Origin of the sequence: Streptomyces sp. P9-2 (genome assembly GCF_051903975.1) — a bacterium.
GTDB lineage: Bacteria > Actinomycetota > Actinomycetes > Streptomycetales > Streptomycetaceae > Streptomyces > Streptomyces cellulosae.
Window position 1 is genome coordinate 810323 of the sequence record NZ_CP192633.1, and the last position, 23009, is coordinate 833331.

Annotated in this window: 17 protein-coding genes and 1 tRNA gene; 2 read left to right on the plus strand and 16 right to left on the minus strand. The window is 67.5% G+C overall.

Features of this window, described 5'->3' with window-relative positions; translation table 11 throughout:
• Nucleotides 1-165: 165 nt before the first annotated feature.
• Nucleotides 166-1185 carry an aldo/keto reductase gene (locus ACQY0Z_RS03780; RefSeq protein WP_189898897.1) on the minus strand — a complete coding sequence of 340 codons (1020 nt, stop codon included), beginning with the start codon at nucleotides 1183-1185 and terminating at the stop codon, nucleotides 166-168.
• 173 nt (nucleotides 1186-1358) lie between these two features.
• Here ACQY0Z_RS03780 and ACQY0Z_RS03785 point away from each other — a divergent pair, with 173 nt between their 5' ends.
• Nucleotides 1359-1946: a TetR/AcrR family transcriptional regulator gene (locus ACQY0Z_RS03785; protein ID WP_254585862.1), complete on the plus strand. Its 588-nt coding sequence runs from the start codon at nucleotides 1359-1361 to the stop codon at nucleotides 1944-1946.
• 708 nt (nucleotides 1947-2654) lie between these two features.
• On the opposite strand, the gene tuf is transcribed toward ACQY0Z_RS03785, so the two are convergent.
• From tuf to ACQY0Z_RS03860, 15 genes are all read right to left on the minus strand, one after another.
• Entirely contained in the window at nucleotides 2655-3848 is a 1194-nt protein-coding gene (gene tuf, locus ACQY0Z_RS03790; RefSeq protein WP_137209053.1) for an elongation factor Tu, read from the minus strand.
• A 169-nt stretch (nucleotides 3849-4017) separates the two neighbouring features.
• Nucleotides 4018-6144 carry an elongation factor G gene (fusA, locus tag ACQY0Z_RS03795; RefSeq protein ID WP_254585861.1) on the minus strand — a complete coding sequence of 709 codons (2127 nt, stop codon included), beginning with the start codon at nucleotides 6142-6144 and terminating at the stop codon, nucleotides 4018-4020.
• A 39-nt stretch (nucleotides 6145-6183) separates the two neighbouring features.
• The gene (rpsG, locus tag ACQY0Z_RS03800; protein WP_003998848.1) at nucleotides 6184-6654 is read right to left on the minus strand and encodes a 30S ribosomal protein S7; all 471 of its coding nucleotides are present in this window, start codon (nucleotides 6652-6654) and stop codon (nucleotides 6184-6186) included.
• 2 nt (nucleotides 6655-6656) lie between these two features.
• The gene (gene rpsL, locus ACQY0Z_RS03805) at nucleotides 6657-7028 is read right to left on the minus strand and encodes a 30S ribosomal protein S12 (RefSeq protein WP_003948652.1); all 372 of its coding nucleotides are present in this window, start codon (nucleotides 7026-7028) and stop codon (nucleotides 6657-6659) included.
• A gap of 372 nt (nucleotides 7029-7400) precedes the next feature.
• Entirely contained in the window at nucleotides 7401-7931 is a 531-nt protein-coding gene (locus ACQY0Z_RS03810) for a DUF1707 and DUF4190 domain-containing protein (protein ID WP_189898903.1), read from the minus strand.
• A gap of 149 nt (nucleotides 7932-8080) precedes the next feature.
• Nucleotides 8081-11992 carry a DNA-directed RNA polymerase subunit beta' gene (locus tag ACQY0Z_RS03815; RefSeq protein ID WP_189898905.1) on the minus strand — a complete coding sequence of 1304 codons (3912 nt, stop codon included), beginning with the start codon at nucleotides 11990-11992 and terminating at the stop codon, nucleotides 8081-8083.
• 95 nt (nucleotides 11993-12087) lie between these two features.
• Complete coding sequence (rpoB, locus tag ACQY0Z_RS03820) at nucleotides 12088-15573, minus strand: DNA-directed RNA polymerase subunit beta (protein WP_189898907.1); 3486 nt, start codon at nucleotides 15571-15573, stop codon at nucleotides 12088-12090.
• Nucleotides 15574-16154: 581 nt separating this feature from the next.
• Nucleotides 16155-16544: a 50S ribosomal protein L7/L12 gene (gene rplL, locus ACQY0Z_RS03825; protein ID WP_019525219.1), complete on the minus strand. Its 390-nt coding sequence runs from the start codon at nucleotides 16542-16544 to the stop codon at nucleotides 16155-16157.
• Nucleotides 16545-16658: 114 nt separating this feature from the next.
• Nucleotides 16659-17189: a 50S ribosomal protein L10 gene (gene rplJ, locus ACQY0Z_RS03830; RefSeq protein ID WP_019525220.1), complete on the minus strand. Its 531-nt coding sequence runs from the start codon at nucleotides 17187-17189 to the stop codon at nucleotides 16659-16661.
• 341 nt (nucleotides 17190-17530) lie between these two features.
• On the minus strand, nucleotides 17531-18472 hold the full coding sequence (locus ACQY0Z_RS03835) for a hypothetical protein (RefSeq protein WP_381724710.1): 942 nt from the start codon (nucleotides 18470-18472) through the stop codon (nucleotides 17531-17533).
• A gap of 167 nt (nucleotides 18473-18639) precedes the next feature.
• Nucleotides 18640-19365 carry a 50S ribosomal protein L1 gene (rplA, locus tag ACQY0Z_RS03840; RefSeq protein ID WP_019525222.1) on the minus strand — a complete coding sequence of 242 codons (726 nt, stop codon included), beginning with the start codon at nucleotides 19363-19365 and terminating at the stop codon, nucleotides 18640-18642.
• Between the two features lie 83 nt (nucleotides 19366-19448).
• Nucleotides 19449-19883, minus strand: a complete 435-nt coding sequence (gene rplK, locus ACQY0Z_RS03845; protein ID WP_019525223.1) for a 50S ribosomal protein L11 — start codon at nucleotides 19881-19883, stop codon at nucleotides 19449-19451.
• 177 nt (nucleotides 19884-20060) lie between these two features.
• Nucleotides 20061-20888, minus strand: a complete 828-nt coding sequence (nusG, locus tag ACQY0Z_RS03850; RefSeq protein ID WP_439811830.1) for a transcription termination/antitermination protein NusG — start codon at nucleotides 20886-20888, stop codon at nucleotides 20061-20063.
• Between the two features lie 80 nt (nucleotides 20889-20968).
• A complete protein-coding gene (gene secE / locus ACQY0Z_RS03855) occupies nucleotides 20969-21238 on the minus strand; it encodes a preprotein translocase subunit SecE (RefSeq protein WP_189898911.1) in 270 nt (89 codons plus the stop codon).
• 108 nt (nucleotides 21239-21346) lie between these two features.
• Nucleotides 21347-21419, minus strand: a tRNA-Trp gene (locus tag ACQY0Z_RS03860).
• A 284-nt stretch (nucleotides 21420-21703) separates the two neighbouring features.
• Between ACQY0Z_RS03860 and ACQY0Z_RS03865 the strand changes: the two genes are divergently transcribed.
• Nucleotides 21704-22930 (plus strand): pyridoxal phosphate-dependent aminotransferase, encoded by a 1227-nt coding sequence (locus tag ACQY0Z_RS03865; protein WP_254585858.1) that lies wholly within the window; start codon nucleotides 21704-21706, stop codon nucleotides 22928-22930.
• The last annotated feature ends 79 nt before the right edge of the window (nucleotides 22931-23009 follow it).

Here is a 23009-nt window from a genome sequence, read left to right on the forward strand (position 1 = left end):
TTCGAAGGCAATGCCGAAACATTAGGGATGGGCGGACGGTACGGCCCTGCCGAGCGGCGCGTCAATACCCGTGCACGCACGGTCTTTTCGCGCCGCCCTCACCCCGTCGGCGGGCCCCGGACCGGCATGGGGTGGCCGCACGGCCCGGAGCTCGGGTGGCGATGGTCAGCGGCGGCGGCGCAGCGAGGCGTCGAGCAGCGCGGGCGGGGCGTCGAACTTCTCGCCGGGGGCCAGGTCGGTGCCCGGGGCGACGATCTCGTCGATCGCGTCGAGGACGTCGGCCGACAGCACGGTGTCCGCGGCGGCGAGCTGCGACCGGAGGTGCTCCACCGTGCGCGGGCCGATCAGCGCGGCCGTCACCGCGGGGTGCGCGTTGACGAAGCCGAGCGCCAGCTGGATCAGGGTGAGCCCGGCCTCGTCGGCCACCTCGATCAGCCGCTCCACCGCGTCGTACCGGGCCTGGTTGTGCGGCAGCGAGGGGTCGAAGCGCTCCGGCAGGACCCCCGAGCGATGGGTGGTGACGTCCCGGCCCTTGCGCACCGCGCCCGACAGCCACCCCGAGGCCAGCGGGGACCACACCAGCACGCCCATGCCGTACTCCTCCGTCACCGGCAGGACATGGGCCTCGATCCCGCGCTGCAGCATCGAGTAGCTGGGCTGCTCGGTCACGTAGCGGCTCAGCCGGTGCTCGCGGGCGGCCCACTGCGCCTGCACGATGCGGTACGCGGGGAACGTCGAGGAGCCGAAGTAGCGGATCTTGCCCGCGCGCTGGAGGTCGGTGAGCGCCGACAGGGTCTCCTCGTCGCTGGCCGTCGGGTCCCACCGGTGCATCTGGTAGAGGTCGACGTGGTCGACGCCGAGGCGGCGCAGACTGTCGTCGAGGGCGGTGCAGATCCAGCGGCGCGAGCCGCCCTGCCGGTTGCGCTCGCCCATCGGCATGGTCGCCTTGGTGGCCAGCACGATGTCGTCGCGGCGGCCGGCGACGGCCTTGCCGACGATCTCCTCCGACTCGCCCTCGCCGTACCAGTCCGCGGTGTCGATGACGTTGACGCCGGCCTCCAGGGCCGCGTCGACGATGGCGGTGGCCTCCTCCTGCGTGGTGCGCCCGATGGCGCCGAAGTTCATCGCGCCCAGCGCGAGCGTGCTGACCTGGACGCCGGTGCGGCCGAGAGTGCGGTACTGCATGCCTTGGTCTCCTCAGGGGCAGAGAGAAGCGGAACAGTGTTCCGCTACGCCCTCAACGATACGGAACAACGTTCCGTTTTGCTAGCGGTGGAGGAAAACTCGGCCGTGCGGGAGCCTCCTTGGGCGTGCGTGAGACCATGCGGAGGCATGCGGAAGACGGAGGAAAAGGCACGGTGAACCAGAAGGACGGCGACACGGGCGACACCGCGTCACGGCGCAAGGACGCCCGGCGTAACAAGGAGACGCTGCTGGAGGCGGCCGCCGCGGTCTTCGTGACGTCCGGCGTGGAGGCCCCGGTGCGCGACATCGCCTCCCGGGCCGGCGTCGGCCTGGGCACCCTCTACCGGCACTTCCCCACCCGCGCGGACCTGATCATCGCCGTCTACCGGCACCAGGTGGAGGCCTGCGCCGAGGCCGGCCCGGCCCTCCTGGAGTCCGCCCCGACCCCGCACGACGCCCTGCGGCAGTGGATCGACCTGTTCGTCGACTTCCTGGTCACCAAGCACGGCCTCGCCGCCGTCCTCCGCTCCGACCAGTCGGGCTTCGAGGGCCTGCACGCGTACTTCCTCGACCGCCTCGTCCCCGTCTGCACGCAACTGCTCGACGCCGCGACGGCAGCCGGCGAGATCCGCGAGGACGTCCCCGCCCTCACCCTCATGCGCGGCGTGGGCAACCTCTGCATCGGCGCGGAGAACGACCCGGACTACGACGCCCGCCGCCTCGCCGCAGTCCTGGTCGACGGCCTCCGCCGCCAGAACTGACGACCGACGAGACACAGCCCCGCCTCTTCACGGAGCCGTGGTGTCGGGCCCGTACCAGCCGAACAACACGGTGACTGGCGGCGGCACCGGTTCCCGCCGCCAGGAAACCCGGCCTAGAGACCCGCCCTGGAGACCTGGGAGCCGGGGTCCGCCCCGGACTCCCCGTCCGACGCGAAGACCTCAGAGCTTCGGGCTGAGGGCCGGGCTGAGGGCCGGGCGAAGGACCTGCTGCTCTTGCTGAGACACCGGGGTGCCGAGGTCTCCGAGGAGGACCGGGAGCGCATTGTCGACTGCGGTGATCCCGACGGCCTGTAGTTCAGAAGGGCCCTCACCGCGACGTCGACGGCAGTTCGATGAAGGCGGTTGCGGTGTTCTCGTCGGGGCTGCGTTTCCGTGAGGTCCGCGGAGAGCGCGGTGGTGGAGACGGGTGGCGGGAAGGCGACGCCGAGGTGTCCGGCCGCGCGGGCGAAGAGCCCCGGGTCCTGCTGGAAGATCCGGTGCAGGGCCATGGGACGAGCTGACCATGGGGCGAAGCTACGGACGCGTTGGCATACGCCGAGCGGATATGAGGCGGCGTTCACGCGACCGCGCGAACTGACCGGCCTCGCGTTGACGCTCAGAGCTCCCGCGACAAGCGAAAGGGCCCGCACGACCGAAGTCGTGCGGGCCCCTTCAGGTGCTCGCAGCAGGAGCTACCAGGTCAGAACGTCACTTGACGATCTTGGTGACCTGGCCGGCGCCCACGGTCCGGCCACCCTCACGGATGGCGAACTTCAGGCCCTCCTCCATGGCGACGGGCTGGATGAGCTCCACCTTCATCTCGGTGTTGTCACCCGGCATGACCATCTCGGTGCCCTCGGGGAGGGTCACGACGCCGGTCACGTCCGTCGTACGGAAGTAGAACTGCGGGCGGTAGTTGTTGAAGAACGGGGTGTGACGGCCACCCTCGTCCTTCGACAGGATGTAGGCCTGGGCCTCGAACTCGGTGTGCGGCGTGACCGAACCGGGCTTGATGATGACCTGGCCGCGCTCGACGTCCTCGCGCTTGATGCCGCGGAGCAGCAGACCGACGTTCTCACCGGCCTGGCCCTCGTCGAGCAGCTTGCGGAACATCTCGATGCCGGTGACCGTGGTGGTGGTCTTCTCCGGCTTGATGCCGATGATCTCGACGGTCTCGTTGACCTTCAGGACACCACGCTCGATACGGCCGGTGACGACCGTACCGCGACCGGTGATCGTGAAGACGTCCTCGATCGGCATGAGGAACGGCTTGTCGACGTCGCGCTCCGGCTCCGGAATCGCGGTGTCGACGGCGTTCATGAGCTCGAGGACGGAGTTGCCCCACTCCTTGTCGCCCTCGAGGGCCTTCAGGGCGGAGACCTTGACGACGGGAACGTCGTCGCCCGGGAACTCGTACTCGGAGAGGAGCTCACGCACCTCGAGCTCGACGAGCTCCAGGATCTCCTCGTCGTCGACCATGTCGGCCTTGTTCAGGGCGACGACGATGTAGGGAACGCCGACCTGGCGGGCCAGGAGCACGTGCTCCTTGGTCTGCGGCATCGGGCCGTCCGTGGCGGCGACCACGAGGATGGCGCCGTCCATCTGCGCCGCACCCGTGATCATGTTCTTGATGTAGTCCGCGTGACCGGGGCAGTCGACGTGGGCGTAGTGACGCGTCTCCGTCTGGTACTCGACGTGCGCGATGGAGATGGTGATACCGCGCTGGCGCTCTTCGGGAGCCTTGTCGATCTGGTCGAAGGCCGAGGCCTCGTTCAGGTCCGGGTACGCGTCGTGCAGCACCTTGGTAATGGCGGCCGTGAGGGTCGTCTTACCGTGGTCGATGTGACCGATGGTGCCGATGTTGACGTGCGGCTTAGTCCGCTCGAACTTCGCCTTCGCCACTGGGGTCCTCCTGTGGAGTGGTTCTGTACGCCTTACTTCATCGGCGCCAGGTGATCTTTGCTGGGAAACCCGGGCCCGGGTCATTCCACCGGGTGACGGTGGAATGACCACTTGCAGGCTCCGGGGTCAAGCCTAAAGCGTTGTTACGGAGTCCGTTAAACGGAGCCCCTTACTCGCCCTTGGCCTTCGCGATGATCTCCTCGGCGACGTTCCGCGGAACCTCGGCGTAGGAGTCGAACTGCATGGAGTAGCTGGCACGGCCGGACGTCTTGCTGCGCAGGTCGCCGACGTAGCCGAACATCTCCGAGAGGGGCACGAGACCCTTCACGACGCGGGCACCGGCCCGCTCCTCCATGGCCTGGATCTGGCCACGGCGGGAGTTGATGTCGCCGATGACGTCACCCATGTAGTCCTCGGGCGTGGTGACCTCGACGGCCATCATCGGCTCGAGGAGCACGGGGGACGCCTTGCGCGCGGCCTCCTTGAAGGCCTGCGAGCCGGCGATCTTGAACGCGAGCTCGGACGAGTCGACCTCGTGGTACGCGCCGTCGAGGAGCGTCACGCGGACGCCGGTCATCTCGTAGCCGGCGAGGATGCCGAACTGCATGGCCTCCTGCGCACCGGCGTCCACCGAAGGGATGTACTCCTTCGGCACACGGCCACCGGTCACCTTGTTGACGAACTCGTACGAGGCGTCGCCGCTCTCGATCGGCTCGATCGCGATGATCACGCGAGCGAACTGGCCGGTACCACCCGTCTGCTTCTTGTGGGTGTACTCGACCTTCTCGACCGACTTGCGGATGGTCTCACGGTACGCGACCTGAGGCTTGCCGACGTTGGCCTCGACCTTGAACTCACGGCGCATACGGTCGACCAGCACCTCGAGGTGCAGCTCGCCCATACCACCGATGATGGTCTGGCCGGTCTCCTCGTCCGAGTGGACCTGGAAGGACGGGTCCTCCTCGGCGAGCCGCTGGATCGCGACGCCGAGCTTCTCCTGGTCCCCCTTCGACTTGGGCTCGATGGCGACCTGGATGACCGGGGCCGGGAAGTCCATGGACTCCAGGATGACCGGGCTCTTGTCGTCGGACAGCGTCTCACCGGTGGTGGTCTGCTTCAGGCCCATGACGGCGACGATGTCGCCGGCGCCCACCGACTCGATCTCCTCACGCTTGTTCGCGTGCATGCGGTAGATCTTGCCGATGCGCTCCTTCTTGCCCTTCACGGAGTTCAGCACCTGGGTGCCGGACTCCAGACGGCCGGAGTACACGCGGACGAAGGTGAGCTTGCCGAGGTGCGGGTCGCTCATGATCTTGAACGCGAGCGCGGCGAGGGGCTCCTCGTCCGACGGCTTGCGGACGACGACCTTCTCCGCGTCCTTGGGGTCGTGGCCCTCGATGGCCTCGACGTCCAGGGGGGAGGGCAGGTAGCGCACGACGGCGTCGAGGAGGGGCTGAACGCCCTTGTTCTTGAACGCGGTGCCGCAGAACACGGGGGTGACGGTGGTGCCCTCACCCTTGCCGGAGGCGATGGTGATACGACGGATCGCCGCGTACAGCTGCTCCTCGGTGGGCTCGGTGCCCTCGAGGTACAGCTCCATCAGCTCTTCGTCGTTCTCCGCGACGGCCTCGAGCAGCTTGCCGCGCCACTCCTCGGCAGCCTCGGTGTGGGTGTCCGGGATGTCGACGGTGTCGTACATCTCGCCCTTGGCGGCCTCGGCGGACCACACGAGCGCCTTCATGCGGACCAGGTCCACGACGCCCTTGAAGTCGGCCTCCGCGCCGATGGGCAGCTGCATGACCAGCGGCTGCGCACCCAGACGGTCGGAGATCATGTCGACGCAGCGGTGGAACTCGGCACCGGTGCGGTCGAGCTTGTTGACGAAGCAGATGCGCGGAACGCCGTAGCGGTCCGCCTGACGCCACACGGTCTCGGACTGGGGCTCGACGCCGGCGACGCCGTCGAACACCGTCACGGCACCGTCGAGCACGCGCAGGGAACGCTCCACCTCGACGGTGAAGTCGACGTGGCCCGGGGTGTCGATGATGTTGATGGTGTGGTCGACGTCTTCCAGCGGCCAGTGGCAGGTGGTGGCAGCAGAGGTGATCGTGATGCCACGCTCCTGCTCCTGCTCCATCCAGTCCATGGTGGCAGCGCCGTCGTGGACCTCACCGATCTTGTAGGAAACGCCGGTGTAGAACAGGATCCGCTCGGTGGTCGTCGTCTTGCCCGCGTCGATGTGGGCCATGATCCCGATGTTGCGGACCCTGGCCAGGTCAAGCGAAGTGGTAGCCATAAGGCTTCAGTCTTCTCTCGGTCTCGATGGGGTCTGCGACTACCAGCGGTAGTGCGCGAAGGCCTTGTTGGACTCGGCCATCTTGTGCGTGTCCTCACGCTTCTTCACAGCGGCACCGAGGCCGTTGCTGGCGTCGAGGAGCTCGTTGAGCAGACGCTCGGTCATGGTCTTCTCGCGACGGGCGCGGGAGTAACCGACCAGCCAGCGCAGCGCCAGCGTGTTGGCACGGCCGGGCTTGACCTCGACCGGGACCTGGTAGGTGGCACCACCGACACGGCGGGACTTGACCTCGAGGGTCGGCTTGATGTTCTCGAGAGCGCGCTTCAGCGTGATGACCGGGTCGTTGCCGGTCTTCTCGCGCAGGCCCTCCATGGCGCCGTAGACGATGCGCTCGGCGGTGGAGCGCTTGCCGTTCAGCAGCACCTTGTTGATCAGGGAGGTCACCAGGGGGGAGCCGTAAACCGGGTCGATGATGACCGGGCGCTTCGGGGCGGGGCCCTTACGAGGCATTCTTACTTCTCCTTCTTGGCGCCGTAACGGCTGCGAGCCTGCTTGCGGTTCTTGACACCCTGGGTGTCGAGGGAACCGCGGATGATCTTGTAGCGAACACCCGGCAGGTCCTTCACACGGCCGCCGCGCACGAGCACGATCGAGTGCTCCTGCAGGTTGTGTCCCTCACCCGGAATGTAGGCGGTGACCTCGATCCCGCTGGTCAGACGCACACGCGCGACCTTACGCAGGGCCGAGTTCGGCTTCTTCGGGGTGGTCGTGAACACACGCGTGCAGACGCCACGGCGCTGAGGGGAACCCTCGAGTGCGGGCGTCTTGTTCTTCTCGACCTTGTCCTGCCGGCCCTTTCGGACCAGCTGCTGGATCGTAGGCACTACTTCTCCGGTTTCTGTGTGCCGATGGGTACAGCTAACCTGGAACATCTCCGACCCACGCGGTCGGGTGTGTCGAATCCGGCGGACTCCCACCGCAAGGCAGAAGGAAGCGCTGAATTGCGGTGGCCGTTTCACAGCCCCCGGTGCGGTGTGATGGCACGCACGAAGGCCAGGGCACACCCCAGGCACAAGGTCTGAGCGTACCTAGCTCATGGACTCCGGTCAAAACAAATGGAGTGGGACGCGACACGCCCGACTTCTTGGGGTTCTTCCAGGGCGCTCAACACCCTTTCCAAGGGCGCGTGGTGGCCCGCCGTGCGGCGTACGGTCCGTGTGGGTCGACCGCGCAGTTCCCCGCTCCGCTTGAGGGTGTCATCCCGACGTCGCCACCACCGCCAGCAAACCGAACAGCCCCAGGAAGACCAGCCAGCCCGCCACCGACAGCCAGCCCAGGACCAGGCCCGTCAGGGCCATGCCGTCGCCCGCCTCGCCGGTGCGGCGTATCTCGGACTGGGCCATGTGCCCCAGGATCACCGCGGGAAGCCCCGTGACGCCCGCCGTGGCGACGCACAGCACCCCGCACACCATGGACGCCAGCGCCTTGCCGTTCGTGCGGGCCTGAGGGCGTGGCAGGAAGACCGGCGGGACCGGGCCGTGGGGCGTCATCGGCTGCGGCATCGGGCCCTGCGGCAGGTCGGCCACCAGGAGGGACAGCTCCCCCACCGTGCGCGCCGAGTAGGCGCGCGCCACCCGCTTCTCGAACTCAGGGTGGTCCAGGCGGCCCTCCCCGTACCCGGCGCGCAGCACGTCCACCGCGCGCTCGCGGTCCGCGTGGGAGGCCAGCATCGACGGGGCGCCGGAGCCCGGCAGCGGAGGACCTTGCCACGGAGTCGGATACGACACGGCTGCCTCCCCAGGGCCGGGACGGACAGTCCCAGTATGTGCGCTTCACCCACTGGAACGCAGCGCACGGGCGTGCGGTTCCATGCGCGCACACGCCGAAGGGCGGCCACCCCGTACGGAGTGACCGCCCTTCGGTTCAGACGACCCGCTTACTGGTTGTACGGACCGTAGTCGTAGTCCTCCAGCGGAACGGCCTGGCCGGAGCCCGTGCCGAACGGCGAGTAGTCGATGTCGTCGTAGCCGACGGCCGAGTACATCGCGGCCTTGGCCTCCTCGGTCGGCTCGACCCGGATGTTGCGGTAGCGGGACAGACCCGTACCGGCCGGGATGAGCTTACCGATGATGACGTTCTCCTTGAGGCCGATGAGCGAGTCGGACTTGGCGTTGATCGCCGCGTCCGTGAGGACTCGCGTCGTCTCCTGGAAGGACGCCGCCGACAGCCAGGACTCCGTGGCCAGCGAGGCCTTGGTGATACCCATGAGCTGCGGCCGGCCGGAGGCCGGGTGACCGCCCTCCTGGACCACACGACGGTTCTCGGTCTCGAACTTCGACCGCTCGACCAGCTCGCCGGGCAGCAGCTCGGCGTCGCCGGACTCGATGATCGTCACACGGCGCAGCATCTGCCGGATGATGATCTCGATGTGCTTGTCGTGGATCGACACGCCCTGCGAGTTGTAGACCTTCTGGACCTCGCCGACCAGGTGGACCTGGACGGCACGCTGACCCAGGATGCGCAGCACGTCGTGCGGGTTGGTGGCACCCACGGTGAGCTGCTGGCCCACCTCGACGTGGTCGCCCTCGGAGACCAGGACCTTGGCGCGCTTCGAGATCGGGTACGCCGTCTCGTCACTGCCGTCGTCCGGGGTGACGACGATCTTCTTCGTCTTCTCCGTCTCCTCGATCCGCACGCGGCCGGAGGCCTCGGAGATCGGGGCGACACCCTTCGGGGTACGGGCCTCGAAGAGCTCGACGACACGCGGCAGACCCTGGGTGATGTCGTCACCGGCCACACCACCGGTGTGGAAGGTACGCATCGTCAGCTGGGTGCCGGGCTCACCGATGGACTGGGCGGCGATGATGCCGACCGCCTCACCGATGTCGACCAGCTTGCCGGTGGCCAGCGAACGGCCGTAGCACATCGCGCAGGTGCCGACGGCGGACTCGCAGGTCAGGACCGAGCGGGTCTTGACCTCCTCGACGCCGCGGGAGACGAGCTCCTCGATGAGGACGTCGCCCAGGTCGGTGCCGGCCGGGGCCAGCACCTGGCCGTCGACCACGATGTCCTCGGCGAGGCAGCGCGCGTACACGGACGTCTCGACGTCGTCCGCCTTGCGCAGCACGCCGTCCGCGTCACGGTTCGCGATCTTGAGGCGCAGACCGCGGTCGGTGCCGCAGTCCTCCTCGCGGATGATGACGTCCTGGGAGACGTCGACCAGACGACGGGTGAGGTAACCCGAGTCGGCGGTACGCAGAGCGGTGTCCGCCAGACCCTTACGGGCACCGTGCGTGGAGATGAAGTACTCCAGCACGGACAGGCCCTCACGGAACGACGCCTTGATCGGACGCGGGATCGTCTCGTTCTTCGCGTTCGACACCAGACCACGCATACCGGCGATCTGACGCATCTGCATCATATTGCCTCGTGCACCCGAGTTCACCATCATGAAGATCGGGTTGGTCTTCGGGAAGTTGTCGTTCATCGCCTCGGCGACCTCGTTGGTCGCCTTGGTCCAGATCGCGATGAGCTCCTGCGTGCGCTCGTCCTTGGTGATCAGACCGCGCTCGTACTGCTTCTGGACCTTCTCGTCCTGCGCCTCGTAGCCCTTGACGATCTCCTTCTTCGCCTCGGGGACGACGACGTCGGAGATGGCCACGGTGACGCCGGAACGGGTCGCCCAGTAGAAGCCGGCCGCCTTCAGGTTGTCGAGCGTCGCCGCCACGATGACCTTCGGGTAGCGCTCGGCGAGGTCGTTGACGATCTCGGAGAGCTGCTTCTTGCCGACCTCGTAGTCGACGAACGGGTAGTCCTCGGGCAGCAGCTCGTTGAAGAGCGCCCGGCCCAGGGTGGTGGTCAGGCGGAACGGGTCCCCCTGCTGCCACTCCGAGCCACCCTCGGTCTCGCCGTCCTCGTTCACCGGCGGGGTCCAGCCGCGCGGCGGGATGGTGCCGACCGGGAAGCGCACGTCGATCTTCGACTGGAGCGACAGCTCGCCCGCGTCGAAGGCCATGATCGCCTCCGCGACCGAGGCGAAGGAACGGCCCTCGCCCTTGAGGTCGCGCATCTCGCCGTCGGTGGTGAGGAAGAACAGACCGAGGACCATGTCCTGGGTCGGCATCGTCACCGGACGGCCGTCGGCCGGCTTGAGGATGTTGTTCGAGGACAGCATCAGGATGCGGGCCTCGGCCTGCGCCTCCGCGGAGAGCGGCAGGTGGACGGCCATCTGGTCACCGTCGAAGTCCGCGTTGAACGCGGTGCAGACGAGCGGGTGGATCTGGATGGCCTTGCCCTCGACCAGCTGCGGCTCGAAGGCCTGGATGCCGAGGCGGTGCAGCGTGGGCGCACGGTTCAGCAGAACCGGGTGCTCCGCGATGACCTCTTCCAGCACGTCGTACACGACCGTGCGGCCGCGCTCGACCATGCGCTTGGCCGACTTGATGTTCTGCGCGTGGTTCAGGTCGACCAGGCGCTTCATCACGAACGGCTTGAAGAGCTCCAGCGCCATGGCCTTGGGCAGACCGCACTGGTGCAGCTTCAGCTGCGGGCCGACGACGATCACGGAACGCGCGGAGTAGTCCACACGCTTGCCGAGCAGGTTCTGACGGAAGCGGCCCTGCTTGCCCTTGAGCATGTCGGACAGCGACTTCAGCGGACGGTTGCCCGGGCCGGTGACCGGACGGCCACGCCGGCCGTTGTCGAACAGCGCGTCCACGGCCTCCTGGAGCATGCGCTTCTCGTTGTTCACGATGATCTCGGGCGCGCCGAGGTCGAGAAGCCGCTTCAGGCGGTTGTTGCGGTTGATGACACGGCGGTACAGGTCGTTCAGGTCGGAGGTCGCGAAACGGCCACCGTCCAGCTGCACCATCGGACGCAGGTCCGGCGGGATGACCGGGACGCAGTCCAGGACCATGCCCTTGGGGCTGTTGGAGGTCTGCAGGAACGCGGACACGACCTTCAGCCGCTTCAGGGCGCGGGTCTTCTTCTGGCCCTTGCCGGTGCGGATGATCTCGCGAAGCTTCTCGGCCTCCTCCTCGAGGTCGAAGGACTCCAGGCGCTTCTGCAGCGCCGCGGCGCCCATCGAGCCGTCGAAGTACGTACCGAAGCGGTCACGCAGCTCGCGGTAGAGCAGCTCGTCGCCCTCGAGGTCCTGGACCTTGAGGTTCTTGAACCGGTTCCACACCTCGTCGAGGCGGTCGATCTCGCGCTGCGCACGGTCACGCAGCTGCTTCATCTCACGCTCGGCGCCCTCGCGCACCTTGCGGCGCACGTCGGCCTTGGCGCCCTCGGCCTCGAGCTCGGCCAGGTCGGTCTCGAGCTTCTTGGCGCGGGCCTCCAGGTCGGCGTCCCGGCGGTTCTCGATCTGCTGACGCTCGACGGAGACGTGGGCCTCCAGCGACGGCAGGTCGCGGGTACGGCGCTCCTCGTCCACGTACGTGATCATGTACGCGGCGAAGTAGATGACCTTCTCGAGGTCCTTCGGGGCCAGGTCGAGCAGGTAGCCCAGCCGGCTCGGGACACCCTTGAAGTACCAGATGTGCGTGACGGGCGCGGCGAGCTCGATGTGGCCCATCCGCTCACGGCGCACCTTGGCACGGGTGACCTCGACGCCGCAGCGCTCGCAGATGATGCCCTTGAAGCGAACACGCTTGTACTTGCCGCAGTAGCACTCCCAGTCCCGGGTGGGGCCGAAGATCTTCTCGCAGAAGAGCCCGTCCTTTTCCGGCTTGAGCGTGCGGTAGTTGATCGTCTCGGGCTTCTTGACCTCGCCGTGGCTCCACTGACGGATGTCGTCAGCGGTGGCCAGGCCGATCCGGAGCTCGTCGAAGAAGTTGACGTCGAGCACTATGCGTCAATCCCTCTCAGGGTCGTAAGTCTTGGGGTCTGATACGGGGGTCCTGGGGCGGGCGGCCAGGGGTTCACCGGGCCGCCCCACTCCCGTCAGACCTCTTCGACGCTGCTCGGCTCGCGCCGGGACAGGTCGATGCCGAGCTCCTCCGCAGCGCGGAAGACGTCCTCGTCGGTGTCGCGCATCTCGATGGACATGCCGTCCGAGGACAGCACCTCCACGTTCAGGCACAGGGACTGCATCTCCTTGATGAGCACCTTGAAGGACTCGGGGATGCCGGGCTCGGGGATGTTCTCGCCCTTGACGATGGCCTCGTAGACCTTCACGCGGCCGGTGACGTCGTCGGACTTGATGGTCAGCAGCTCCTGGAGCGCGTAGGCGGCGCCGTACGCCTCGAGTGCCCACACCTCCATCTCGCCGAACCGCTGGCCACCGAACTGAGCCTTACCGCCCAGCGGCTGCTGGGTGATCATGGAGTACGGACCGGTCGAGCGGGCGTGCAGCTTGTCGTCGACCAGGTGGTGCAGCTTCAGGATGTACATGTAGCCGACCGAGATCGGGTCCGGGAACGGCTCACCCGAGCGGCCGTCGAACAGCCGCGCCTTGCCGGACGGCAGGACCATGCGGTCGCCGTCGCGGTTCGGGACGGTGTGCTCCAGCAGACCGGCGAGCTCGTCCTCGCGGGCGCCGTCGAAGACCGGGGTGGCCACGTTGGTACGGGGCTCCACGCGGTCCGCGCCGATCGCCTGCAGGCGCTGCGCCCACTCGTCGGCGAGGCCGGAGACGTCCCAGCCCTGGCTGGCGAGCCAGCCGAGGTGGATCTCCAGCACCTGTCCCGGGTTCATTCGGGACGGCACACCCAGCGGGTTGAGGATGATGTCGACCGGGGTCCCGTCCTCGAGGAACGGCATGTCCTCGATGGGCAGGATCTTGGAGATGACGCCCTTGTTGCCGTGACGGCCGGCGAGCTTGTCACCGTCGGTGATCTTGCGCTTCTGCGCGACGTAGACGCGCACCAGCTGGTTGACACCGGGGGGAAGCTCGTCGCCCTCCTCGCGGTCGAAGACGCGGACGCCGATGACCTTGCCGGTCTCGCCGTGCGGCACCTTCAGCGAGGTGTCACGGACCTCACGGGCCTTCTCACCGAAGATCGCGCGCAGCAGGCGCTCCTCCGGGGTCAGCTCGGTCTCACCCTTCGGGGTCACCTTGCCGACGAGGATGTCACCGGCGATGACCTCGGCGCCGATGCGGATGATGCCCCGCTCGTCGAGGTCGGCGAGGACCTCCTCGGAGACGTTCGGGATGTCCCGGGTGATCTCCTCGGGGCCGAGCTTGGTGTCACGGGCGTCGACCTCGTGCTCCTCGATGTGGATCGAGGAGAGGACGTCGTCCTGCACGAGGCGCTGCGACAGGATGATCGCGTCCTCGTAATTGTGACCCTCCCACGGCATGAACGCCACGAGCAGGTTCTTGCCCAGCGCCATCTCGCCGTTCTGGGTGGCCGGACCGTCGGCGAGGACCTGGCCCTCGATGACGCGGTCGCCCTCGGAGACGATGACCTTCTGGTTGACCGAGGTGCCCTGGTTGGAGCGGGAGAACTTGGCCAGGCGGTACGTGATGTACGTGCCGTCGTCGTTGGCCGTGGTGATGTAGTCCGCGGAGACCTCCTGGACCACACCCGCCTTCTCCGCCTTGACCACGTCACCGGCGTCGACGGCGGAGCGGTACTCCATGCCGGTGCCGACGAGCGGGGCCTCGGACTTAATCAGCGGCACGGCCTGGCGCATCATGTTCGCGCCCATGAGGGCACGGTTGGCGTCGTCGTGCTCGAGGAACGGGATCATGGCGGTCGCGACCGACACCATCTGGCGCGGCGAGACGTCCATGTAGTCGACCTCGTCGCCGGGGACGTAGTCGACCTCGCCGCCGCGGCGGCGGACCAGGATGCGGTTCTCGACGAAACGCATCTCGTCGTTGAGCGGCGCGTTGGCCTGCGCGATGACGAAGCGGTCCTCCTCGTCGGCGGTCAGGTAGTCCACCTCGTCGGTGACCTGGCCGTCGACGACCTTGCGGTACGGCGTCTCGATGAAGCCGAACGGGTTGATCCGCCCGTAGGAGGCGAGCGAACCGATCAGACCGATGTTCGGGCCTTCGGGCGTCTCGATCGGGCACATGCGGCCGTAGTGCGAGGGGTGCACGTCACGGACCTCGAAGCCGGCCCGCTCACGGGAGAGACCACCCGGGCCGAGGGCGTTCAGACGACGCTTGTGCGTCAGCCCCGACAGCGGGTTGTTCTGGTCCATGAACTGGGACAGCTGGCTGGTGCCGAAGAACTCCTTGATGGAGGCGACGACCGGCCGGATGTTGATCAGGGTCTGCGGCGTGATCGCCTCGACGTCCTGGGTGGTCATGCGCTCGCGCACGACGCGCTCCATACGGGCGAGACCCGTACGGACCTGGTTCTGGATCAGCTCGCCGACGTTGCGGATGCGGCGGTTGCCGAAGTGGTCGATGTCGTCGGTCTCGACGATGATCGTCCGGCCCGACTCGCCGACCGTCTCGGTCTCACCGGCGTGCAGCTTCACCAGGTACTTGATCGTGGCGATGATGTCGTCGGTGGTGAGCACGCCGGCGTCGAGCGGCTGGTCGCCGCCGAGCTTCTTGTTCACCTTGTAGCGGCCGACCTTGGCCAGGTCGTAGCGCTTGGGGTTGAAGTAGAGGTTCTCGAGCAGCGTCTGCGCGGCCTCACGCGTGGGGGGCTCGCCCGGACGCAGCTTGCGGTAGATGTCGAGCAGCGCGTCGTCCTGGCCCTGGGTGTGGTCCTTCTCCAGGGTGGCGCGCATGGACTCGTACTCGCCGAACTCCTCGAGGATCTGCTCGGTGGTCCAGCCGAGCGCCTTCAGGAGGACGGTGACGGACTGCTTGCGCTTGCGGTCGATGCGCACACCGACCATGTCGCGCTTGTCGATCTCCATCTCCAGCCAGGCGCCCCGGGAGGGGATGATCTTGGCGGAGAAGATGTCCTTGTCGGACGTCTTGTCGATGGAGGAGTCGAAGTAGACGCCGGGCGAGCGCACCAGCTGGGACACCACGACACGCTCGGTGCCGTTGATGACGAAGGTGCCCTTGTTCGTCATGAGCGGGAAGTCGCCCATGAAGACGGTCTGGGACTTGATCTCGCCGGTCTCGTTGTTGGTGAACTCGGCCGTGACGAAGAGCGGGGCGGCGTACGTGAAGTCGCGCTCCTTGCACTCGTCGATGGAGTTCTTCGGCGGCTCGAAGCGGTGGTCGCGGAAGGTCAGCGACATCGACCCGGAGAAGTCCTCGATCGGGGAGATCTCTTCGAAGATCTCCTCCAGACCGGACTTGGTGGGGACGTCGTGCCCGTTCTCGAGAGCCTCCTCGACGCGAGCCTTCCACGCGTCGTTGCCGAGCAGCCAGTCAAAGCTCTCGGTCTGCAGCGCGAGAAGGTTCGGAACCTCGAGGGGCTCCTTGATCTTTGCAAAGGAGATGCGCAGCGGGGCGGTGCTGGCGCCGTTGTTCGTATTCGCGGTCGAGGCGTTGCGCGAGGCGGCCAAGAGGGGGTCCTTCCGAGGGCTCGGACTCACTACGCGCGTACCGGCCCCCCACTGGGCGCAGAGACGGACATTCCAGGTCGGAAGTGATCCGGTCGTCCATGCTCGAGTGAGGGCATGCCCCTGGTGACGGGCAGGGGACAGCTAACAGGCAGCGCAAAGGGTCAGTGTAGCCACTTGGCACACTGATGTCCAGTGCGGTGTACGAGACCGGTTGGAGGCCCTCGTTGTCATCAACTCCTGCGGCAAGGCGCTGCCCTCAACGCACGGTGATACTGCCCTCTTTGCCGTCGATCCATGCCTCGGATTCGGATCCTTGTGACGACGCGTCCTGAGAATTGCGCGCTGCGTGCGGTTCGTCAAGGGCCCCCCTTGCCCGAACCGCAGCCGTCCGGCTCATCTCCGCGGCCCCTCGGAGGCACAACGAAGATCACCATACCCCCCGCCGTCCCGGGTGCAAGGCAGTCGCCGCCGACCCCCCGGAACGCCGAAGAGCGACCACCCGGATGGATGATCGCTCCTCGGCGCTTGAGCGTTACACGCCCTCAGGGGCGCGTGACGGACCCTTGCGGACCCGGAAGGTCTTACTTGACCTCGACGGAGGCGCCGGCGCCCTCGAGGGCCTCCTTGGCCTTGTCGGCGGCTTCCTTGTTGACCTTCTCGAGGACCGGCTTCGGGGTGCCGTCGACGAGGTCCTTGGCCTCCTTCAGACCCAGGGAGGTCAGCTCGCGCACGACCTTGATGACCTGGATCTTCTTGTCGCCGGCGCCGGTGAGGACGACGTCGAACTCGTCCTTCTCCTCGGCCTGCTCGGCGGCGGCGCCGGCACCGGCACCACCGGCGACGACGACCGGGGCGGCCGCGGCGGCGGTGACGTCGAACTTCTCCTCGAAGGCCTTCACGAACTCGGAGAGCTCGATGAGGGTCATCTCCTCGAACTGGGCCAGCAGCTCGTCCTGGGTGAGCTTCGCCATGATGGCGGTCCTTCCACTAAATCGGCAGGTGCCGGGTGTACTGGGTGAGGCGGGCGTTACTCGGGCCCGCATCGGTCCTCACCTCATGCGGTGAGGGCCGGAAAGCGAGCCGAATTACTCGGCACCGCCCTGCTCGTCCTGCTTGGCACGGAGCGCGTCCACGGTGCGGACGAGCTTCGACGGCAGCGCCTGGAAGACGGAGGCAGCCTGGGACTGCTTCGCCTTGAAGGCACCGGCCAGCTTGGAGAGCAGCACCTCGCGGGACTCGAGGTCCGCGAGCTTCTTGATCTCGTCGGCGGACATCGCCTTGCCGTCAAGGACACCGCCCTTGATGACGAGATTCGGGTTGTCCTTGGCGAAGTCACGAAGACCCTTCGCCGACTCCACCGGGTCACCGGTGACGAAGGCGACCGCCGTCGGGCCAGCGAAGAGCTGGTCGTCCAGCGTGATCCCGGCCTCGTTGGCCGCAATCTTGGTCAGCGTGTTCTTCACCACGGCGTACTGGGCGTTCTCACCGAGCGAACGACGCAGCGTCTTGAGCTGCGCCACGGTGAGACCGCGGTACTCGGTCAGCACGGCGGCGTTGGAGCTGCGGAACTTGTCCGTCAGCTCGGCAACCGCGGCAGCCTTGTCGGGCCTCGCCATAGAGCCTCGGCCTCCTTCCGGGTGATTCGGACCGCGCGGACCCGAAGGAGGACTGGGGAAAACGAAACGCCCCGGGCGCAGGCGCACGGGGCGAAGCTCAACCGGATCTCCGCGCCTCGCGACGGCGGCCTTCCGGGAACTCTTCCAATGTCACCTGCGCGGGTCGTCCGCAGTTCAGCGGATCCTTCGGCCACCGCACCCTCTTACGAGCGCACGGCAACGACCAGCGGTCTTTGGCTTCCTCGGAAGAGTACGTGACCGCGTCGCCGTCAGGCAAATCGGCCGATCGGGGGCTCTCCGGCGCGCGCGTGGTGCGTGCCGGAGAACCTCGCCGGGACCTGTCAGGCCGCCGAACCCGCGCCCAGCGACTCCAGCTCCTTCAGCATCTCCATGAAGTCGACGGTCTCCCCGGCCGGCGGGGCCTGGACGTCGGCCTTGGCGCCGTAGTCCGAGAAGTGCGAGGTCATCGTCATCGTGCCCTGGGCCATGGTCATGCCGACGACCATCTTCACCGGGAGGTCGTCCTCGTTGACCCAGATCTCGGTGTCGTAGCCCTTCATCCCCGACTTCTCGGCCATGGCGACGAGCTCGTCCCGCTCCTTCTTCGAGAGCAGGTCGAAGGACGTGTTGGCGTCGACCATCTCCTTGAAGCTGAGCGTGCCCTTGTAGTGCTGCGCCTCCACGCCGTCGACCTTCTCGGGGCCCACGTGCTTCAGGCTCGGCGAGCCCAGCAGCAGGGCGAGCTGCTGCGCCGGGTCCTGGTTCATGTTCTCCAGGCCGCCGGTCACCTGCTTCTGGACCTCCGGGTCGCCGGACGCGTCGGCGACGGCCTTGAAGTCCATCTTCATCCAGCGCTTGCCGTCCATCCCGGCGGCCTGCTCGGCGCCCAGGTCCACGTACATGACGCCGTCGAGCATGATCACGCGCGTCTGCTCGGGCCCTCCGGCGCCGCCGGCGGCGAATCCGGAGCCCTTCATGGTGACGTCCATGACCGCCGGGTCCCACCCCTGGACCCCGGACATCTCCATGGAGCCGGTCTCCGCGGCGGTCCCGGACGTCCGGATGGTCATCCGGATCTTGGAGGACTTCGCCTCCGAGGTCTTCTTGAACGCGGCCTGGAGCACCTCGGCCGCCTCGTCCCGCGTCTGCGCCTCCGTGGAGGCGCCGGCCTTCTTGCTGCCCTTGCTGCCCCCGTCGTCGCCGTCCTGGCACCCCGCCAGGCCCACGACGACCGCCGCGGCCGTCAGACAGACACCCACGCGCTTCCATGCGGCCATGGCCATCAGTTCCCCACCCCTGCTGTCTCTCGCTCCTTGTGTGATTCCTGTGAACCGTAACCGACGCCACCGACACAGGCGCAGGAAAAAACCCGTCCCCGCGCCCGAGGCGGGCGTGGGGACGGGTTCTTTCTACGCGTGCGCGAGTCCGGCCGACGGCCGGCTCACCCGGCTCAGACGGCGGCCGGGTCCTCCTCGACGAGGAGGTTGCGGGTGCGGTTCGGGTCGAGCGGGATGCCCGGGCCCATCGTGGTGCTGAGGGCGGCCTTCTTGATGTAGCGGCCCTTGGCGGCGGACGGCTTCAGACGGAGGATCTCCTCCAGGGCCGCGCCGTAGTTCTCCACCAGCTTGGTGTCGTCGAACGACGTCTTGCCGATGATGAAGTGCAGGTTCGCGTGCTTGTCGACACGGAACTCGATCTTGCCGCCCTTGATGTCGTTGACAGCCTTGGCGACGTCCGGGGTCACGGTGCCGGTCTTCGGGTTCGGCATCAGACCACGGGGACCGAGCACGCGGCCGAGGCGGCCGACCTTGCCCATGAGGTCCGGGGTGGCGACGACGGCGTCGAAGTCCAGACGGCCCTTCGACACCTCGTCGATCAGCTCGTCGGCGCCGACGATGTCGGCGCCCGCGGCACGCGCGGCCTCGGCACGGTCACCGGTCGCGAAGACCAGGACCCGGGCGGTCTTGCCGGTGCCGTGCGGGAGGTTCACGGTGCCACGGACCATCTGGTCGGCCTTGCGCGGGTCGACACCCAGACGGAAGGCGACCTCGACGGTGCCGTCGAACTTGGTCGTGGACGTCTCCTTGGCGAGACGGACGGCCTCGAGCGGGGCGTACAGCTTCTCCCGGTCGATCTTGGCGTCCGCAGCGCGGAGAGACTTGCTGCGCTTGCTCACTGAAAGCTCCTGTGCGTTCGAGGAGTCGTGGTCCGGGCCGAGCAGGCCCTGCCACTACTGCGTTGGCTTACGGGGGGTGGAGGTCAGCCCTCGACCGTGACGCCCATGGAACGGGCGGTGCCGGCGATGATCTTCTCGGCGGCGTCCAGGTCGTTGGCGTTGAGGTCGGGCATCTTGGTGGTGGCGATCTCACGGACCTGCTCGCGGGTGATCTTCGCGACCTTGGTCTTGTGCGGCTCGCCGGAGCCCTTCTCCACGCCCGCGGCCTTGAGGATCATCTTCGCGGCCGGCGGGGTCTTCGTGATGAAGGTGAAGGAACGGTCCTCGTAGACCGTGATCTCCACCGGGATGACCCAACCGCGCTGCGACTCGGTCGCGGCGTTGTAGGCCTTGCAGAACTCCATGATGTTCACGCCGTGCTGACCCAGCGCGGGGCCGACCGGCGGGGCCGGGTTCGCGGCACCGGCCTGGATCTGGAGCTTGATGAGCCCCGTGACCTTCTTCTTCTTGGGAGGCATGGCTCTCCGGGTCCTTTCGAATTCGGGTCCTGCCCGGGTCCCGGAAAGCTCCAGGACGCAGGCATACCGCACAACGATAACGGGTATGGATGCGCGGCCAAAAACCGAGCAGGTCAGACAAACGCGCGAGCGTTCGCCTGACCTGCGCGGAAGCTGTGAATCAGCCGGTCCAGAAGGCTAGTTCTTCTGGATCTGGTCGAAGGAGAGCTCGACCGGCGTCTCGCGGCCGAAGATCTCCACCAGGCCCTTGACCTTCTTGGAGTCGGGGTTGATCTCGTTGATGGTCGCCTGCAGCGTGGCGAACGGGCCGTCGGTGACGGTGACCGAGTCGCCGACCTCGAAGTCCAGCACCTGGACCTCGACCTTGCGCTGCGGAGCCGGCTTGCCCTCGGCCTCGGCGGCCTCGCGGGCGGCCTTCTCCTCGGCCTCCGGGGCGAGCATCTTGACGATCTCGTCCAGCGTCAGCGGGTACGGGTCGTAGGCGTTGCCCACGAAGCCGGTGACACCCGGGGTGTTGCGGACGACGCCCCAGGACTCGTTCGTCAGGTCCATGCGGACCAGGACGTAGCCCGGGAGCTTGTTCTGCTTGATCGTCTTGCGGTCGCCGTTCTTGATCTGGACGACCTCTTCCTGCGGCACCTCGGCCTGGAAGATGTAGTCCTCGACGTTGAGCGAGACGGCGCGCTGCTCGAGGTTGGTCTTCACGCGGTTCTCGTAGCCCGCGTAGGTGTGGATGACGTACCACTCGCCGGGCAGGGACCGCAGTTCCTCGCGGAGCTTCTCGACCGGGTCGCGGTCGTCCTCCGGCTCGGCCTCGGCCTCTTTCTCGGAGGCCTCGGCGGACTCGTCGTCCGCGGCCTCGGCGGCGGTGGTGTCGGCAGCCTCGGCCTCGGAGGCCTCGGTGTCCTCGACGTCCGCGCCCTCGACGGCGGCGAGCGCGTCCTCGGCGGACTCGGCCCCTTCGCCGTAAGGCTCGACGGCGTCGTTCACGTTCGGGTCAGACACGGTGGCTGCTTCTTCCTGGATACATAGGGGTGGAACATGCGAAAGGAGCGCCGGGTACCTCGGCGCTCTTCGCTCGGGGATCAGCCGAAGACGTACTTGGCGGCGTTGCTGAGGCCATAGTCGATCAGGGTGATCAGGCCGATCATCAGGACCACGAAGACGATGACCGCGGTCGTGTACGACGTCAGCTGGTTGCGCGTCGGCCAGACGACCTTGCGGAGTTCCGCGATGATCTGGCGGTAGAAGAGCGCGAGACGCTTCAGGGGGCCCTTCTTGGCACGCTTGCCGCCCTTGCGGGGCTTCTGCTCCTGGGCATCAGGCATGTCGATGGAGCCCACGGCGTCCGTCACTCGTCCTCACCTGATTCCGGGTCGTGGCCGTGCCGCGCCCGGTCTGAGCCGCACGGCGGTGCATTGCTGTACGTACATGCGCACACATCCTGGCGAAGGTGTGTGTAGCAGGGCCGGAGGGACTTGAACCCCCAACCGCTGGTTTTGGAGACCAGTGCTCTACCAATTGAGCTACGACCCTTTGTGCGTCCCCCAACGTACCGCATCCGGCCGGATGCTTGGTGTGCACCGGCTGAGCGCGGACCGCTGAAGGCCAACGAGGTGAGAGTGTACGTGTTCCTGGGCCGGGCGTCGAACAGAAAGTGCCTGGGAGGGGACGCACCGGCCACGCAACGGCCGGTGATCGTCCTGGCCACACCGCCCGCGGACGCGCGATGCGGACTGGTGTTCCACCCTTTGCCCGGTGTTGTTCAGTCCGTGAAACCGCTGTGCCGAGTGTGTTTCGTGTCTGGAACGATGGGCCTCATGAGCGCTGCAACCCCTCCCACCGAGCGCCGGGTCTCCGCCCGAGTCGGCGCGATCTCCGAGTCCGCCACCCTCGCCGTGGACGCCAAGGCCAAGGCCCTCAAGGCCGCCGGGCGACCGGTGATCGGCTTCGGCGCCGGTGAGCCCGACTTCCCGACGCCGGACTACATCGTCGAGGCCGCGATCGAGGCCTGCAAGAACCCGAAGTACCACCGGTACACCCCGGCCGGCGGCCTGCCCGAGCTGAAGCAGGCCATCGCCGCCAAGACGCTGCGCGACTCCGGCTACGAGGTCGACCCGGCGCAGATCCTGGTCACCAACGGCGGCAAGCAGGCCATCTACGAGGCCTTCGCCGCGATCCTCGACCCGGGCGACGAGGTCATCGTCCCGGCGCCGTACTGGACGACGTACCCCGAGTCGATCCGGCTGGCGGGCGGCGTCCCGGTGGAGGTCGTCGCCGACGAGACCACCGGATACCGGGTGAGCGTGGAGCAGCTGGAGGCGGCCCGCACGGAGAACACCAAGGTTCTCCTGTTCGTCTCGCCCTCCAACCCGACCGGCGCCGTCTACACCCGCGAGCAGATCGAGGAGATCGGCCGCTGGGCCGCCGAGAAGGGCCTGTGGGTCCTCACGGACGAGATCTACGAGCACCTCGTCTACGGGGACGCCGAGTTCCACTCCCTGCCCGTGGTCGTGCCGGAGCTGGCCGACAAGTGCGTCGTCGTCAACGGCGTCGCCAAGACGTACGCCATGACCGGCTGGCGCGTCGGGTGGGTCATCGGCCCGAAGGACGTCGTGAAGGCCGCGACCAACCTCCAGTCGCACGCCACGTCGAACGTGTCCAACGTCGCGCAGGCCGCCGCCCTCGCCGCCGTCTCCGGCGACCTGGACGCGGTCGCGACGATGCGCGAGGCGTTCGACCGCCGGCGCAAGACCATCGTGCGGATGCTCAACGAGATCGACGGTGTGGTCTGCCCGGAGCCGGAGGGCGCGTTCTACGCGTACCCGTCGGTGAAGGAGCTGGTCGGCAAGGAGATCCGCGGCAAGCGCCCGCAGAACACGGTCGAGCTGGCCGCGCTGATCCTGGAGGAGGCCGAGGTCGCGGTGGTCCCCGGTGAGGCGTTCGGCACGCCGGGCTACCTGCGGCTGTCCTACGCGCTGGGCGACGAGGACCTCGTCGAGGGCGTGAGCCGCATCCAGAAGCTGCTGGCGGAGGCGCGGGACTGACGTCCTTCCGCATCGCCCCGGGGGCGCCCAGGACTGTCCTGGGCGCCCCCGTTCGTCTGTGCGAGCAAGACCACGTCCG